This window comes from Candidatus Zixiibacteriota bacterium (assembly GCA_040752815.1).
Lineage (GTDB): Bacteria > Zixibacteria > MSB-5A5 > GN15 > FEB-12 > JAGGTI01.
This window is the reverse complement of sequence record JBFMGC010000017.1, coordinates 16,718-33,091: the sequence shown is the minus strand read 5'-3', so window position 1 is coordinate 33,091 and position 16,374 is coordinate 16,718. Positions and strand designations below refer to the sequence as shown.

Below are 16,374 nucleotides of genomic sequence, written 5' to 3'. Positions count from 1 at the left end.
GCTGACTGCCGAGATTTTAGTTCACCAGCCAGAGGTGGCAATTCTCCGGCAGGCGTTTGATCAGGTTGTTGACCACATGCCCGCGGAGCAAGTGATAAATGGCGCTGCGCCGTCCCACTCCCAGCGCAACGGTATCCACGGCCAGCACCCGGGCCGCACGGGATATCCCCTCGGCCGCCGAGTACGAAATGGTCCAGACCGGAATCAACTGAAAGTTCTGTTTCATCGCCTCGCGGTAGGCGAACCTAAGTGACTCGGTCGCCTCCCGGCTTGGTCCTTCCGCGGCGGCATCGACAAACAGCCCGGGGCGTTCCTCGACATGAATGGCATAAATGAAGTTGCCCCCAAGCCCGCGTTCGCGCGTGATCGCCTCGCGGATCAGGTAGGCGTTCTGGCCCAGTACCGCCACAAGGGTATGCGACGGATAAAGCTGGGCGATATTCTCGGCGGTGCCGAGCGATATCAGATCACGGAACTCCTCGACCTCCTGCTCGGCCTCGACTATCTTGCGCGTCGCCAGATTGGCGATCACCGGCAGCCGGTAGAACCAGGCGGTGAATAGTCCCTGCTTGAACGGCACAGCCACCAGCATACCGAGCGCCACCACCGCGCCGCCGAAGAGAGTCGCCTCGCGCTTGGTAATCAGCACGACCGCCCAGGCCAGCACCACCAACGCAGTCGTGAACAAACCCACGATAAACTTCCAGCCTCGACTATGATCACGCCAGCGAAGAACGTCGAGTCCGGAAGAACTGAGAGTGAACGCTCCGAGCAACCCGAAGGCGTACATCTCGCCAAGCAGCGTCAAGTCGCCGTCGGTGAATAGAAGCACTCCGATCGGCACGACCGTCGCAAGCAGGATAGCCACGTGCGGTGTCTTGAACCATTTATTGCGGCTAAGCAGCACCTTCGGCAGGAAACCATGGTTGGCCAGGGCGAGGAACACGTGATAAGCGCCGATAATCGCCGTGTTGGCGGCAAAAAGCAGGAGCACCGAGGCGGTAACCACCACCGCCGCTTTCATCGGTAGACCGCCGTAGACGTCGGCGAGCTCCGAGATAAACCGCTCGATTTCCGTCGACTTGATCGAATCCGGCAGGATCGAGATGGCCAGCAGAGTCAGCACCGGCGAGGACACTACAATTGTCAGGATCACCAGCCGCATCCCTTTTCGGGCGGTGCGGTCGATCGGCAGGCGCATGGCCGGGCTGAGCTGGGAGATGCTCTCGAGCCCGGAGAATGCCAGCCAGGCGCCACCAAACCCGACCAGTAGGGTCGACATGGGGACCGCCTCGGGTATTGTCAGATGATGAGTCACTGACTTCCAGTCGCCGGCATTCATCATAATCACGGTCACGATTATGACGCCTATCGCCACCACGAGAGCTGCCGCTGCCATGGTCAGTGACAGTCCGGCGCTTTCACGGATTCCGATGATATTGATGGCGGCCAGAAAGACCAGGGCGGCGACGGCTATCAGGACCGCGTAGTGGTCAAAACTCGGAAAGATCGACCCGAGATAATGCATCCCCGAGATAGCTGAAATCGCCGACGTAAGAAAGTAGTCCACGGTAATGAGCAGTCCGCCGAACAGCCCCCACCGGGGCGTAAACGCGTTGGTGGCCACGGTGACCACACCGCCCCCCTCCGGGTTGCGCCAGCAGATTTCGACATACTTCGCTGCCAGGAGCAAGAAACCGACCGTGACCGCAATCACCATGATCGGGGTCAGACTGCCCACCTGACCGTAGAGAATCCCCGGCACGTAGTACACCGACGTACCTATATCGCAAAAAACCACCGCCCATACCAAGAGGGGGGTAAGCGCTTTTGGGAGACTTTCGGGCTTGCGTTCGCTCACGCTATTGTCCCAGCGAAGTACGCTGTCTGGCCGGTCTCGCGGCGCCGAGCGGGTGCGTTGGACAGACCGTTGCGCCGTCCTCGATCCGGGGTAGAGTCATCGCGCCAGAATACCTGCTTTCTATATTCGCTGTCAATGATTCCTCGATTGCGGCCGAGAGCCACTGAAATTGCTTGCTCCAAGTGGGTGCGTACCTTCTTGATACAGAAACCGTCCCGTTTTGCCGATTTCAGTGAAGACGGAGTACTATGGCCGCCCACGAACAAATACAGAGCCGTAAACTCGAGGATATCCGGCTGATCTTGAAAGACCTCCTCAAGGTCATCAAGATCGTCTCCCTCTACCCGGAAAGCAACCCGCTGCCGCAGTCGCTCCGGCGCACTTTCGCCGAGCGCCTGGTCGACCTGGTAGCCGACTACGGCGATTTCGATTTCAAAATCAGCGCCAACAAACTGTATTTCAACGACGAAACTGTCTTCACGGACAAGTCCCACGAGGAGAGCCTGGCCGGTCTCTTTTTCGAATCGGGCATCACCCGGCTCACTTTCAAGAGTGGGCTGGATGTAAACGAGGTGTACCGCCTGCTCGACACGATCAAGGCCTACCAGGGCGCTGATCGGCGAACCCGTGATCTGGTGGCAGGGCTATGGGAAACGGGCCTCAGACTAATCACTTATGAAAGTGTCGAGGATGTCGCGCTGCGCCAGTTCGACGGCAACTCCTTCGTACAGGAGCTGGACGGACAGGCGGTAGTCGGCTTTGGGCAGGAAAAGAGCAGCGATGGAAGGGACTACGCTGAAATATTCTCCCAATCCGACGGTGACTTTCCAAACACCGACGGCGGCATCGAGGTGAGTTTTCTTGAGGACAGTGAGGCGGGGTCGTCATCGAGCGCCGGTCTGTTTTCCACAGGCAACGAGGAAGCAGACCAGGCTCTGCAAATCGGCGCTGCGGTCGAGGCGATGGGGGTTGGCGATGTCTCGTCAGCCCCCCGGCCAAGTCTCGATACAAAACTGATTCTCAGCGACGAACACAAACTATCCGAGGAAGAAGCGGAGCATGTTGCCGAGCTGGTGCGATCTGACGCGGAGTTCGCAGAGCACGAGTCAACCTGCGAAATGGTGAAGGAGTTGCTCCATCAGGAACCGGAGATGTCTGATTTCTACGAGACGGTGGCGATCGCGGACCGGGTGCTAACGGAGTTTGTCAAGATCGGCCGTCTCACCTACGCCTCCGAACTGCTGCGCTATTTCGCCCATTTGCAGGACCAGCTTCGCGAGGATCGCCCGCTCTGGGCAGAACGGCTCAGGGAAACGCGAGTTGCAGCCGGCTCGCGCGAGCGAATCGGCGTGCTCTGTCGGGCACTGAACGACAACCAGCAGATCGGCAGTCTCGAACTCCGTCGTTACCTCGACAACTTCGAGTGGGAAGCCCTCATGGCCATTGCGGAACTGCTTGGCGGACTGAACCACGTCCATCACCGCGACGCCGTAAAGGACTATCTCGTTTTTCGGGGCAAGGACCGCCTGCATATCGTGGCCAAAGGCTTGACCGACCGTCACCCCGAAGTTGTGGCGGCATCGGTGAACATCCTGGCGACAATTGGCGGCGAGGACGCTCTGCATCATCTTGGTAAAGTGGTTCACCATCGGGATGCCGAAGTCAGACGCATCCTTGTTGACACTTTAGCTGATTGTCCCCAGGACTGTTGCGTGGCTATGCTGCGGAATCTCGCCGAGGATGACGACGAATCGATTCGCCAAACGGCGGTGCGGGCGCTGGTCCGGCGCCGCGGGCAGCCTGCATTCGACGCGCTGACCGACATCATCAACGGCGCCCGATTTGCGGCTCTCGGTCACGCCGACAAAAAAACGGTCCTGACGGCGTACTCGCGGCTGGGAGGCGATGCCGCCGTCGATTACCTGCTCGAACTGGCACAAAAGCCGAACCTGTTCCGCAATCCTTCACGGGCGTTCTATCGCGAGGCGGCTTTCGAGGCGCTCGCGCACAATCGCGGCGAAATGGCGGAGCGCGCGCTGGTCCGGATGGCCGGAAGTTGGCGGCCAGATATCAAAACCCGCGCCCGGGCGGCGCTGCACCAGCGCCGCGAGCTGATTTACGGAGGCACCGATGAGTGAACCCAGGGACACGATGTCTCCCCGTACGCTGGCCGGACAGAATGAGGAGCGGCTCCTCAACGCCTTCTTCGTCCTCTGCAAAACCGCGCGAATTGTCGACGAGTCCAACGACGCCTTCAAAAAGCAGCTGCAGAACCTGATGGAGGTTTTCCAGACGGTCGCCGGCGTGCGCGCCGAAGTTTCCCTCAAGTATGTCTCCGGGCACTACTTCGTAAATGAGCAGATGGTCCGCTTCGAAAGCGCCGGCCGATCGGGCGCGGGGGACATTGTCGATGAATGGCGGCAGTTGGGGATCGGCGGCGTATGTATCGACGCGGATATAGCGTCCGATGAGCTCGCGCACTTTTGTAAGTTTATGGCCGGACTCAAACCGACCGGTCGCGATCTGACATCGATAACGTCCCAATTGGCCGACTCCGGCCTGTCGCAGGTTCGCCTGCTGTCGGTGGACGAAGTCGACGAGGACAAGACTGAGATTACCGACGATCAGCGGCAGCGGTTCCGCCAGATGGCGCGCGGCACTTTTTTCTCCGCCATGACGGTGGTGCGGGAAATAGTGGCCGGTGCCCGCGACGGTCAGGAGATCAACGCCGCCCGAACCAAGCGGGTGGTGCACAGCCTGATCGATCATATCAGTCGGGATGAGCATTCGATGATTGAGCTGACCGCGATACGCGATTTCGATGACTATACCTACGCCCATTCCACCAATGTCGCCGTCTACGCGCTCACCATGGGCGTGCGCATGGAGTTCGACCGGGCGCGGCTGTCGCAACTCGGGTTTTCGGCGCTGTTCCACGATGTCGGCAAGGTAAAGCTGCCGCAGGATTTGATTCGCAAGCCGGACGCCTTCGATGAGAATGACTGGATTCAAATGCAGCGGCATCCCCTCCTTGGCGCCAAAACGATTCTGCGCAATCTCAAACTGGACCTCTATGCGGCACGGGCGGCCCGCGTTGCGTTCGAGCACCATATCAACAGCGATTTTACCGGCTACCCGGCGCTTCACTATAGCCGCCGCGAGCCGACACTCTTTTCGCGAATCGTCTCGATAGTGGATACCTTCGACGCGCTGTCGTCGGGCCGGGTTTACCTCAAGCGCCCCATGGGCGCCGACCAGGTACTCAAGAAGATGCGGTTTCAGATGAGCAACAAGTTCGACCCGTTCCTGCTCAAGCTCTTTAACGATATCATCGGCGTCTATCCCGCTGGCAGCCTGATCCTGCTCACCAGCGACGAAATCGCCCTGGTGCTGACCAACAACGACAAGGATCCCCTGCGGCCGTATGTTAAAATAGTCGGGGATCGGGCCGGACTGCTGGCCGAACCGATCTGGATCGATCTCTCGCTGCCGGAAAATACCGATCGCAAGGTTGTGCGGCAGATCGACCCCGCCCGCTACGGTCTGAATATCCGGGATTTCGTGCTCGACGGTTAGAAGCGACAGGAAAAGAGAGCCAGCGCCCCCCCGTTATCATCGGGGACAATCTCAACCGAGAATTTTTCGTTGCGCCTGTCGGTGGGCGAGCCTGACAGGTGGGCATCGACATAAGCGTCGAACATGGAGACAAACACTGTCAGCCCGGCCAGCCAGGCGTATTTCCCCCGGCTCTTGCGCAGGCTGTCATACTCATAATACAAACTGCGCCGCTCGCCGAGACTCGTTGCGTTTTCATACGCCTCTCGGGCATTGTCGGCCTGACGGTCGAAATCGAGCGCTTTCCCTACCAGCCAGATTTCCAGCCCGGCCACCACACCGGCTTTGATATAACGTCGATTGCCGAGCTGCCCCAGCCCCGGCACCAGCAGCGACTTGAACAGCGCCACTGTCGGCTGCTGGGTCAAGTGCTTTTCCAGATCAACCGGATTGGTGACATCTTCAGCAGACGATGTGGTCGGCTCAGGGATGAAGACTAAGGTGTCAACTGGTGCGACTGCAGGTGTGGCGACGGGCGACAAGATTGAATCGACCCGGACGGAGTCAGCGTCGGCTTGAGCGCACGCCGGCGTGGAGACTGCGACACAGTACGCAAGAGCCGCGAAAGCCTTAGCTAAGGACTTGTAGCTTCTTTCCGTCAATCCTGATTTCCAAAAGATCGGTTGGCAGCTCAATAAGCTCACCGTCAAGGTACATCATCCGCCCGGCTACCGGCTCGACTGAGATTTCGCGCCCGCGAAAGAGCCGGAATTCGTCGCTATATAGATACTGCTTCTTTCTTATTAGACGCGTGAACGATGAGAAATGTCCCGCCTGCAGACCGGCATCGAAAACCAGCTCGATCTGCCCGTCGTCGGGCACCGACGAAAGCGTCAGCGGGAGACCCATGCTGTGACTCAGGATGTTGACATTGAGGATGATCGGTTGGATCTCGAAACGGAAGGCGTCGACTTTGACTACAGTCCTCGCCAAGGTCACCTGGGCAGCTACCTTCGCGCCCAACTGAGACCATCCCATCGTAAATCGTGGAAGGGGGCGTTTAGCCAGTTCCTCGATAAACTTGGGGGCGAAACCGAGTCCCACTGATCCGAAAAACGGCAAATTACCGGCCAGGCCGACATTGGTTGCGCGGGCTCCGGATGAAAGTATGTTCTTGATTGCTTGCGATGGTTCGGATGTGCCGTAAAACGACAAGGCGACATTGTTCGTTTTGCCCAGTGGAAGTTGCCCCACCGGTAAGTCAGCTTTCTGACCAACCCGCGCCACGAGATTGAAAGTCCCGTCACCGCCGCAGGCGACCAGCGCCGTAACCTTGCCGCCTCGCTCGTACGGCCGCGGATACGCCGCGCTCGCCTGACGTTGCCCGGCGGCGACTTCGGCCTGACGAAGCAGATCGACTGCTGTTTCAGGTTCGTAAATCGTGTAGGACTGCCCGGCCGCCCGAATCGAGGCCACCAGTTTCTCTACCGCCTTCGGCTCATAGTTAGAGGCGCGACGGTTCACCAACAGGGCGTAGTGACCGGAGGGTACCCGGCGTTGACGTTTGCGAATCATCGACCGAATAAAGCTCCTGGAGCGGCAAAAAGAAACCTTTTTGCAGGGTGGGTGCTGATCTCTCGGACACGATCGAAGTCACCATTCGCAACCCGCTGTAGAATAAACATTTATGGTTTGATTTCGCGACCGCCCCCCGCTATCTTCGACCTTGGAATACGAACCAGAACCTCGTACTGTTCCAAAGGACGCCCAAACTATGTGGCGGGACCTGATCAAAGTTGTACGACCCCAACAATGGCTCAAAAACAGCGTGGTGCTGGCGGCGATTGTTTTCGCCGGGGAACTCGGTGACAGCGCCAAACTGGAGCACGCCCTCCTGGCCACCGGGTTGTTCTGCCTGCTGTCGTCGGCGATGTACGTTTTCAACGATATCATCGACCGCGCTAAAGACCGCCGTCATCCACTCAAAAAAGACCGCCCGCTTGCCTCGGGCCGACTCGCCGTGGCCCCCGCCGCCGCGCTCGGTTTCGCGCTGATTGTGATCGGCCTGGGCGGATCGTCGTGGCTGGGCGGGGGATTCTTCGCCGCCTCGGCGGCGTTTCTCGCCCTCAATGTCGCCTACTCGATGCTTTTGAAGGATGTGGTGATACTCGACGCCATGACTGTCGCGATCAGTTTCGTGCTTCGCGCCTACGCCGGCGCTATAGCGATTGACGTGGCGGCCTCAAAGTGGCTGCTCATCAACACGCTGCTGCTCGCGCTGTTTTTGTCGTTCGGTAAACGACGCCACGAACTGGTGCTGCTCGATTCCGATGCCACCGCACATCGCCGCATCCTGGGCAAATACTCGCCGTATCTGCTGGATCAGTGTATCGGGGTGACTACCGCGTCGGTGGTGGTAATGTACATGTTGTATTCCTTCTCATCCGAAGTGATGGACAAACTAGGGACACACAACCTGTTTCTGACCATTCCGTTCGTAGTGTACGGCGTATTTCGGTATCTGTATCTGATCCACAAAGAGGAGAAGGGCGGCTCGCCGATGCGGGTTCTGATTACCGACCGCCCGATTCTGATCACAGTGACGCTGTGGATATTGACCGTAATGGCGGTGTTGTATTGGGTGTGAGGGTGACACATGCGTGCTGTAGGTTTCTCGGTACCCCACCCAACGGGTGGGGATTTCAGATGTGGAGTCAAGCTGGATCGATGCCCGCCCGTTGGGAGTTGTTGAACGAGCCACTCGCGCGATGTGCTGTCGGGCGACCCTGCCCGACAGATTTGGACTTGTGAGTGTCGGCCAGAGTCGGCCGACACCACATGGGGGCTTCTTCAAAACTCCCGCTGGGCGGTTTACAAAGAACGCCGACGCAATTGCGACCGCTTCACTGCTTCGCTGAGTAACCGATGTCACTGCTGAAGAGACTCGCCGATTTCTTCGCCCTCAAACGCAGCATGATCGCCATGCTCGGCATGGTCATACTCGTGGGCATGGGCGAGCGGATGGCCGAGCGGTTTTTGCCCATCTACCTCATGGCGCTCGGCGGCGGGGCGATCACGATCGGTCTTCTTGGCGGGCTTCAAAACCTCTTGGGCGCGCTGTACTCGTTTCCCGGCGGATACCTCTCCGATCGCATCGGCATCAAGAAAGCTCTGCTGGTTTTCAATCTGATGGCGATGATCGGCTTCGGTATCGTCATCCTGTTCCCGTCGATCTACGCCGTCCTGGTCGGCGCGCTGTTCTTCATCGCCTGGAGTGCGATCTCCCTGCCGGCGATAATGGCCCTGGTCGCTCGTGTTTTGCCTTTGAGCAAGCGCACCATGGGCGTTTCAGTGCACTCGCTGGTGCGGCGGGTGCCGATGGCGTTCGGGCCGATTGTAGGCGGCCTGTTTATCAGCGCCTGGGGGGAAGTACGGGGAGTACGACTGGCGTTTGGCGCGGCGATTCTGATGGCCGTGGTGGCCGCGGTCATGCAGCAGGTCATGATCGAATCCGAACATTCGTCCGAAAAATCAGCCGAAGACTCCACGCCGGAGAAGAACCCGCTCAAGGCGTTTCGCCTGTTGAACCCTGATCTGAGAAACCTGCTTGTCTCCGATATCCTGATCCGCTTCTGCGAACAGATTCCATATGCGTTTGCGGTGGTCTGGGCGATGAAGACGATTGCGTCGCCGGTGAGCGCAGTGGAGTTCGGTGTGCTTACCACTGTAGAAATGGCGACGTCAGCTCTGTGCTACATCCCGGTCGCCTATTGGGCGGACAAGACCGCCAAGAAACCGTTTGTGGTCATTACGTTCGTGTTCTTCACGGTCTTCCCGCTCATGTTGCTCGTCTCACACTCGTTTTGGCCGCTGGTGCTGGCGTTTTTCGTGCGCGGGCTGAAAGAATTCGGTGAACCTACGCGCAAGGCTCTGATACTGGACCTGGCGCCCAAAGGCCGTGAGGCGGCGGTATTCGGACTATACTACCTGATTCGAGACACAATCGTATCGCTGGCCGCGTTCGGCGGCGCGCTGCTCTGGCTGATAAGCCCGGCCACGAATTTTCTGGTAGCATTCGTTTTCGGACTCGCCGGAACAATTTGGTTTGCGGTTCGCGGTCGCGACCTCACTACGCGGCAGAGAGTGTGATCCAATCGGCCAGCTCCCAACCCCTGGTGCCCCAGTGCTTGTACTGGGAGTGGTAATCGGGTGCCCTACCTCTCACGTGGGTTTCATATGGTGCCCCAGTGCTTGCACTGGGAGGCGTGATGTATCGCCGCGAGCGCAGCTTTGCCTTGAAGCCACAAATGCTCGCGTTGGAGACTTAAGATCCGGCCTTCAATTTAGCCAACCGGGCACGGGCGTAATCGACAGACTCAAGTCGCACGTCCGCATTACCCCAATAATTGAGGAACTTCTCGTATTGCGTCGCAGCGTCACGGGGGCGACCGGCCAGTTCGTAGGCACGACCAAGGTGATACCGGGCCTTGGTTATTTGGACCACCCAATCTATACGATTGGTTGATGTGTTCGTTAAGAGGGTTTCGTAAAGACCAATCGCTTTTTCGAGCTGCCCCGCCTCAAGGTACGCCCTGGCGAGTAGGATCGGTGCCTGGAAGTAGCCACTTGACGAGCGATCCGGTGTGCTGTCGGCACTGATTTTCAGGTACTCTATGGCCGACTCGTAGTCACCACGAGCAAATTCAATGGCCCCCAGGCCATAATAAAACCCGTTGCTGGCCAGCGTGCGTCCCCCGGCTTTGGTTTTGAGCCACCGCACAACTTCTTCCGCTTCATCAAAGTCACCGCGCATGGCGAGAATCTGCACCAGGTAATCCTTCCATGCGATCATCTCACCAGGATCAGCTTCCAAATAGAGTTCGGCAACACGTCTCCCCTCTGCCAAGGCTCGATCGAAATCCCCCATCTCTTCGTAGAGATACATCCTTTGCAATCTCGCCGACGCTACGTCATATAGGAGATCACTCAGGCTGTCGGCGACAAGACAACTGTCGAGATATGCCAGCGCACGGTTGAACTTCCCCTGTGCGACTAGGATGCGTGCATTGGTGCCGGCCCCGTACCTTCGATTATCAGCGATGTCACTCGACAGATATTTGTCCTCGATGATCTCCATGGCACGCGCGAATTTCCCCAAATGAAGGTAAGTAACGGCCTCCAACGCATAAGGAGTCAGGTCGTCGGGAGCGAGTTTCGCCAACCTCTTGACATCGCCGAACACCTGATCAAGGTCTCCCCTGACGGAATTGACCCATCCGCGCAAGCGGTAGGACCAAGTTTGGTCAGGCCAGAATTCAACGTACCTATTCGCATACTTTATGGCCTCATCGAAGCGTCCGGCATCAAGGCAAACCCAAACGAGCCTTTCCAGAGCCATTTCAGACTTGGGCTTCAAATGCAAAGCGAGTTTGTAGTTCTCGATAGCCTCATCGTATCGAAACACCGTGTAATAGACGTCACCGCGAGAGATGAACCTGCTTGTATCGTCACGTCGTTGTTTATAGAGCTCCTCAACGTCATTGAATGCGGCTTCCAGGTCACCCATTCGGATGTGAAGGTACCACAGCCTGGCATATAGCCCTTCATCGGTCGGGAATTGTTTGAGAACGCGCACGTAGAGGGCCATGGCTTCCTCGTTGCGACCCAGCGTCTGGAGCAGGCTGCCCAAGCGGTCAGCCGCAAAGGGTACGGATTCGAGCTCGAGGACCTGTCGATACAGTCTCTCCGCTTCCTCCCAATTCCTGGCGTCCTTTCTCTTGTTGGCCAGATTGCTCAGGGTGACAAGATTCAACGGGTCAAGCTCGTAGGCAAGCTGCAGTCGTCGCAAGCTCTCATCCCGTTTTCCCACACGCCCAAGCATGTTACTGTACCATACGTGCGACCAGACGTAGCCGGGATCAAGGTCGATAGCTTCAAGAAACTCCTTTTCTGATTCCTTATACTCCTGGCATTCGTCAGCACAAGCCCCATGGACACATGCGCTTCGCCCAGTCGATCATCCAGCTCCAGCGCTTTCTCCGCAGCCTCTCGCGCCTTAGGCAGCGCGTCCTCTGTGGTAATGAAGCTGTGGGTGGGGAGCACTGACCACGCGTCGGCTAGGCCGGAATAGGCCAGCGCGTAGTTCGAGTCGTATTTGATTGCTGTCTCGAAGTGCTCTATGGCCTTCTTTATCGCATCCTCGTTTCGCTTGCGCCAGTGGTATCGTCCCTGCACGTATTCGCCGTATGCTTCCTCACTGTTCGTAGCTCTCTTCACGAGTGCGGTTTCCTCCCCGCCGAGCAACTCGATCTTCATGGCCTCCACAATTGAGCGGGAGATGTCGTCCTGTATCGTGAATACGCTCTTCAACTCGCTGTCGTACTGATCCGACCAGAGCTGGGCATCATCTTCAACGTTTATCAGTTGCATCCGCACGCGGACCGCGCCGCTGTCACGTTGAATACTGCCCTCGAGAATCTTCTCCACTTGCAAATCGTGACCGATTTTCTTCAAGTCCCGATCCGGTGATTTGAAGCGCATAACCGATGTCATCGAGATGACCTTCAGGTCCTTGATGGCCGACAACCGGCCGATAAGCGCGTCGGTCATGCCATCGCAGAATGGCTCCTGATCACGGTTAGCGCTGAAGTCGCGGAATGGCAAAACAGCAATAGAATTGGTCCACCTGGTAGAGACCTGTCCGCTTGAGAGTCTAGTTCGTTCCAAGGCGAAATAACCGACCGCTATGAGGATCAAAATCAGGGTTACCATGCCCACGACAGGTAACAGATAGCGGCTCTTTGCATCGGGTCTCTTGATAGTCTGATCCGTATCGTATGACCTCCGTCGCAGAAGCCTCAGGTCAGCCATCATCCCGGATGCCGACTGATAGCGCACCGAGGGATCTTTCTGGAGAGCTTTGTCCACTACCTGCTGGAGCCCATCGGGTACGTGCGCGCAGAACCTCGCCAGGGGCTGAGGCGTCTCGTGGGTCACAGCATGCAAAGTAGCAGCTTCGTCCTCGCCAGTGAACGGCCTCCGTCCGGTAATCGTCTCGTAGAGCACGACACCCAGCGAAAACAGATCGGATCGCTCATCTACCGTCCGGCCCGAAGCCTGTTCGGGAGACATATACCCAAGAGTGCCGAGGGTCGAACCGGTCTTTGTGAGCTTGTCCGTTCCGCGGACTGCCGCTAATCCAAAGTCGAGCAATTTGGCTCTGCCGTGTGAGTCGATCAGGATGTTGGATGGTTTGATGTCGCGGTGTACAACTCCGTACTTCTGCGCTTCCGTCAATCCGTCACACACCTGTATAACCAGATTGATTACTCGATCCGGAGTCAATCCGGGTCCTTTTATCACCTCAAGCAATGACTGACCTTCTACATGCTCCATCACTATGTAAGGACGGCCGTGCAGTTCGCTGACTTCGTGAACCGTGACTATATTGGGATGGCTGAGTTTTGCCGCGGCCTGGGCTTCTCGTATGAATCGCGCCCGGCACCCTTCGTCTTGACAAAGGTGGGGAGGCAGAAATTTCAGGGCGACATGACGATCGAGCCTCGTGTCGTCCGCCAAATAGACCTCGCCCATTCCGCCGGCACCGATCTTCTCTACGATCCGATAGTGCGACACCATTGTGCCTTTGGTCAGCACAACGAAAGATTGCGTCCTGTCATCCTCAGGTAGCTCGGCCATAGAAAACTTCCTGGAGTGATTTGGCGGCTCCATAGTGAACGGCCATTGCAAATACAATACAGATAGAGCTATTGCCAAGCAATATATTACTCGCCGGCCCCGTTAGCCAACAGCTTTGCGGTAGGTAGGCTAGTCCGAAAAATACTCCTCCCGTTCCTCCGGAGGTTCCCATTCCCGACACAGTCTAACGCAGTTGACAACCGGCTCCCGACTCTCGTATATTGATTTGTGATTGTGAACCTCCGATCCCTCTTCACCCGGAAGACAGCCACACTCACCCTCGCGTTCCTCCTCACCCCCTCACTGATTTGGGCGCAGAGCGTCGAGTCATCGCTGTTTCGGATCGACCGGATCAACGCCTTGATCCTGGTCGTGGTGTTCTCCTCAGCCATTTTGCTCTACACCCGCTGGGCCAAACAGGGCAAGCCGCTCTTCCTTCGCAAAATCCCCGGTCTGGACGCTGTCGAAGAAGCAGTCGGGCGCGCCACCGAAATGGGGCGCCCGGTGCTGTTCATTCCGGGAATCCAGGAACTCGACGAAATCCAGACTATCGCCGGCATTTCGATACTTGGCCGCGTGGCCAGAATCACCGCGCAGTATGAGACCCCGCTGATGGTCCCTGTCCGCTACCCGCTGGTGCTGGCTGCCGGGCAGGAAGTGGTCGAGCAGGCGTACACCGAGATGGGCAAGAAGGACTCCTACGACAAAGATACCGTCCGCTATGTTGCGGGAGAGCAGTTCGCCTTTACCGCGACCGTCAACGGGTACATGATGCGTGAGCGCCCCGCCACCAATATCTACATGGGCGGGTTTTTTGCCGAGTCGCTGCTGCTGGCCGAGACCGGCAACGCGGCCGGATCGATTCAGATTGCCGGCACCGCGCAGGCCGAGCAGTTGCCGTTTTTTGTCGCGGCGTGTGACTACACTCTGATGGGCGAAGAGCTGTATGCGGCATCGGCCTATCTCTCCCGCGAGCCGATCATGACCGGCGGCCTCAAGGGGCAGGACTTTATCAAGATGATAATCGTCATCCTGGTGATAATAGGCGTGGTGCTCGTCACTGCCGGGGTCGGCGACTGGTACGTGCATCTGTTTGAGGAAGTCTGATTTCACGATGAGGACAACTCTCCCGATAGTCACCGCGTTTGTCGCCGGCTTTGTCATGGTGGTGGCGTTCTTCTTCCGCGCCGATTCGCTGATCGGGAGCCTTCGTCAGGAATTCACCGTCTGGCTGACAATCGTGGGCGGGTTCACGCTGCTTCTCGGAGTGGTCTCGATTGTGCGCGTGAACTGGCTTGCCGTGGAGCGCCGCAAGGAAGGCTGGCGGTACAAGATTCTTACTCTGATTGCCGTCTTTGCGATGGCAATCCCGGCGGTTCTTCCCGGCAGGTGGTGGTCAGGTTTCGGTCGGGGCGATGGATCACTCTATGACTGGCTGTTTAACAATCTCCAGTCGCCCATGATGGCCACCATGTTCGCAACGCTGGCGTTTTATATCGCGTCGGCAGCGTATCGCGCCTTTCGGGCGCGTAACCCGGAAGCCACCCTGCTTCTGCTCACTGCTATTCTCATCATGCTCTGGCGTGTCCCTATGGGCGAGGCCTTCCTCGAGTTGTTGCCGGGGGATGTGCCGCAGTGGCTGAATACCTATGTTATGAACGGCGCCAACATGGCGGTCCAACGGGGCATTATCATTGGCGCCGCGCTTGGGGCGGCTTCGATGTCCCTGCGCCTGATTCTCGGTATCGAACGAACTTACATGGGGAAGAGCTGAGCGATGTCTTTCTGGCAGAAAATGGATCAGCTCGACCGTCGCTGGATCTACCTCACCGTGGCGGCTGCGGTCATACTCCCCTTTCTCCTGCCGACCCCACTTCCTATTGTCATAACCCCGGAAGCCCGGTCACTCTTTGATGCTGTCGAGGCCCTGCCGGACGGCTGCAACGTGATGGTCGTGTACGATTATTATCCGACCACCATCGCCGAGTGCGAGCCGATCGCTATCGCCGCATTGCACCATATGTTCAGGAAGAACTGCAAGGTCATCACGCTAAGCAACATCCCGTACGGGGGGCCGTCGATGGCCGAGCGCATCACCCGCATGATGGGCGACCAGTACGGTAAGACGTACGGTGTCGACTTTGTCAACTTGGGCTATAAGTACGGCTACGTGGCGGTGCTGTCCGGAATGGGGCAATCGATCGAATCGATCTTCCCCACCGACAACAGCGGCACGCCGCTCGCGCAACTGCCGCTGATGGACTCGGTCAAAAACTACTCGGACATCTCGTTCATCTTCGAGATCGCCGACAACGCCACCGCCGACTATTGGGTTTCGATTGTCAACGCCCAGTACGGGGTGCCGATCGGCTGCGGCGGAACCGCGGTCATGGCGCCCAAATTCTACGCCTATGTGGCGTCGGGCCAGTTTGTCGGGTTGCTCGGCGGGATGCGCGGCGCGGCCGAATATGAGAAGCTAATCGAGATCGAAGCCGACGCCACGGTGGGGATGCAGTCCCAGTCGTTGGTGCATCTGGTGATAATCGGACTGGTAGTGCTCGGCAACGTCGGTTACTGGGTGGGACGTTCGCAGTCGAAACGGCGGGCGGCATGAGCGGCTGGGAGCTGTTCCAGGTCTGGCTGGTGGCGCTGGTCACGCTGGCGCTCTTTTCGTTCATGTACCGCGACAACCCGGTCTATCGCGTTGCAGAACACATTTTCGCGGGCCTCACCGCCGGCTATCAGGTCGGCCTGATCTGGGACACTATTATCGTCCAGCAGTTGTGGAATCCGATGCTCGGCGGCGAGTGGTGGAAATTCGTCCCCGGCGTTTTAGGTGTTCTCATGTTCAGTCGCCTGTCCGGCAAGTGGTCCTGGGTGTCGCGAACTTCGCTGGCATTTGTCATGGGCACCACCGCTGGGATCTTCCTGATTTCAGAGCTTCATGGTCGCGTGCTGCCGCAGATGCAGGACACGATGCTTCCCCTTGACGGTGGCGATGGTTTCGGCGCAACCCTGCTTTCGGTAATAGTCGTTCTTGGAGTTTTATCTACTCTGATCTACTTCTATTTTTCGAAAGAGCACATCGGCACTCTCGGAGCGGCCGCCAAACTGGGCATTTGGTTCATCATGATTTCCTTCGGCGCGCATTTCGGATACACGGTGATGGGCCGGGTGTCGCTGCTGATCGGCCGGGTGCATTTCTTGATTGAAGACTGGATCGGATCGTTTCTATAGTGCACAGCGATTGATGGTTGTCG

The 16,374-nt window shown here is 57.8% G+C and carries 13 protein-coding genes; 8 read left to right on the top strand and 5 right to left on the bottom strand.

Annotation, left to right across the window (positions count from 1 at the left end; all coding sequences use genetic code 11):
- Positions 1 to 16: 16 nt before the first annotated feature.
- Entirely contained in the window at positions 17 to 1,861 is a 1,845-nt protein-coding gene (locus tag AB1772_06240) for an APC family permease (protein ID MEW5795944.1), read from the bottom strand.
- Between the two features lie 248 nt (positions 1,862 to 2,109).
- On the opposite strand from AB1772_06240, the gene AB1772_06235 reads away from it, so the two are divergent.
- Both AB1772_06235 and AB1772_06230 read left to right on the top strand, forming a co-directional pair.
- Entirely contained in the window at positions 2,110 to 3,999 is a 1,890-nt protein-coding gene (locus AB1772_06235; GenBank protein ID MEW5795943.1) for a HEAT repeat domain-containing protein, read from the top strand.
- Positions 3,992 to 5,437 (top strand): HD domain-containing phosphohydrolase, encoded by a 1,446-nt coding sequence (locus tag AB1772_06230; protein MEW5795942.1) that lies wholly within the window; start codon positions 3,992 to 3,994, stop codon positions 5,435 to 5,437. Before AB1772_06235 ends, AB1772_06230 begins: the two co-directional genes overlap by 8 nt.
- Here the strand turns inward: AB1772_06230 and AB1772_06225 are convergent.
- Positions 5,434 to 6,078, bottom strand: coding sequence for a DUF5683 domain-containing protein (locus AB1772_06225; protein ID MEW5795941.1), 645 nt, complete (start codon positions 6,076 to 6,078; stop codon positions 5,434 to 5,436). The two genes, AB1772_06230 and AB1772_06225, sit on opposite strands and share 4 nt — an antisense overlap.
- Complete coding sequence (locus AB1772_06220; protein MEW5795940.1) at positions 6,047 to 6,991, bottom strand: diacylglycerol kinase family protein; 945 nt, start codon at positions 6,989 to 6,991, stop codon at positions 6,047 to 6,049. Before AB1772_06220 ends, AB1772_06225 begins: the two co-directional genes overlap by 32 nt.
- Before the next feature lie 199 nt (positions 6,992 to 7,190).
- Between AB1772_06220 and AB1772_06215 the strand changes: the two genes are divergently transcribed.
- Together AB1772_06215 and AB1772_06210 are read left to right on the top strand one after the other, a co-directional pair.
- Positions 7,191 to 8,063 (top strand): decaprenyl-phosphate phosphoribosyltransferase, encoded by an 873-nt coding sequence (locus AB1772_06215; protein MEW5795939.1) that lies wholly within the window; start codon positions 7,191 to 7,193, stop codon positions 8,061 to 8,063.
- Positions 8,064 to 8,341: 278 nt separating this feature from the next.
- On the top strand, positions 8,342 to 9,565 hold the full coding sequence (locus AB1772_06210; GenBank protein ID MEW5795938.1) for an MFS transporter: 1,224 nt from the start codon (positions 8,342 to 8,344) through the stop codon (positions 9,563 to 9,565).
- A 175-nt stretch (positions 9,566 to 9,740) separates the two neighbouring features.
- Here AB1772_06210 and AB1772_06205 read toward each other — a convergent pair whose 3' ends face one another.
- The gene (locus AB1772_06205) at positions 9,741 to 11,228 is read right to left on the bottom strand and encodes a tetratricopeptide repeat protein (protein MEW5795937.1); all 1,488 of its coding nucleotides are present in this window, start codon (positions 11,226 to 11,228) and stop codon (positions 9,741 to 9,743) included.
- Positions 11,225 to 13,114, bottom strand: a complete 1,890-nt coding sequence (locus tag AB1772_06200) for a protein kinase (GenBank protein ID MEW5795936.1) — start codon at positions 13,112 to 13,114, stop codon at positions 11,225 to 11,227. The genes AB1772_06205 and AB1772_06200 overlap by 4 nt, the downstream gene beginning before the upstream one ends.
- Before the next feature lie 234 nt (positions 13,115 to 13,348).
- Between AB1772_06200 and AB1772_06195 the strand changes: the two genes are divergently transcribed.
- From AB1772_06195 to AB1772_06180, 4 genes are read left to right on the top strand one after another with little or no spacing between them, the layout of a single operon-like run.
- A complete protein-coding gene (locus AB1772_06195; protein ID MEW5795935.1) occupies positions 13,349 to 14,221 on the top strand; it encodes a DUF6754 domain-containing protein in 873 nt (290 codons plus the stop codon).
- A 7-nt stretch (positions 14,222 to 14,228) separates the two neighbouring features.
- Positions 14,229 to 14,888, top strand: a complete 660-nt coding sequence (locus AB1772_06190) for a hypothetical protein (GenBank protein ID MEW5795934.1) — start codon at positions 14,229 to 14,231, stop codon at positions 14,886 to 14,888.
- A gap of 3 nt (positions 14,889 to 14,891) precedes the next feature.
- Positions 14,892 to 15,728, top strand: a complete 837-nt coding sequence (locus AB1772_06185) for a hypothetical protein (GenBank protein ID MEW5795933.1) — start codon at positions 14,892 to 14,894, stop codon at positions 15,726 to 15,728.
- Positions 15,725 to 16,351 (top strand): hypothetical protein, encoded by a 627-nt coding sequence (locus tag AB1772_06180; GenBank protein MEW5795932.1) that lies wholly within the window; start codon positions 15,725 to 15,727, stop codon positions 16,349 to 16,351. Before AB1772_06185 ends, AB1772_06180 begins: the two co-directional genes overlap by 4 nt.
- The last annotated feature ends 23 nt before the right edge of the window (positions 16,352 to 16,374 follow it).

What these genes read in the sequence shown, in the direction of transcription:
- AB1772_06220 (MEW5795940.1), bottom strand. Translation starts at nt 6,991, where the DNA reads ATGATTCGCAAACGTCAACGCCGGGTACCCTCCGGTCACTACGCCCTG.
- AB1772_06215 (MEW5795939.1), top strand. Translation starts at nt 7,191, where the DNA reads ATGTGGCGGGACCTGATCAAAGTTGTACGACCCCAACAATGGCTCAAA.
- AB1772_06190 (MEW5795934.1), top strand. Translation starts at nt 14,229, where the DNA reads ATGAGGACAACTCTCCCGATAGTCACCGCGTTTGTCGCCGGCTTTGTC.
- AB1772_06200 (MEW5795936.1), bottom strand. Translation starts at nt 13,114, where the DNA reads ATGGCCGAGCTACCTGAGGATGACAGGACGCAATCTTTCGTTGTGCTG.
- AB1772_06185 (MEW5795933.1), top strand. Translation starts at nt 14,892, where the DNA reads ATGTCTTTCTGGCAGAAAATGGATCAGCTCGACCGTCGCTGGATCTAC.
- AB1772_06230 (MEW5795942.1), top strand. Translation starts at nt 3,992, where the DNA reads ATGAGTGAACCCAGGGACACGATGTCTCCCCGTACGCTGGCCGGACAG.
- AB1772_06235 (MEW5795943.1), top strand. Translation starts at nt 2,110, where the DNA reads ATGGCCGCCCACGAACAAATACAGAGCCGTAAACTCGAGGATATCCGG.
- AB1772_06180 (MEW5795932.1), top strand. Translation starts at nt 15,725, where the DNA reads ATGAGCGGCTGGGAGCTGTTCCAGGTCTGGCTGGTGGCGCTGGTCACG.
- AB1772_06210 (MEW5795938.1), top strand. Translation starts at nt 8,342, where the DNA reads ATGTCACTGCTGAAGAGACTCGCCGATTTCTTCGCCCTCAAACGCAGC.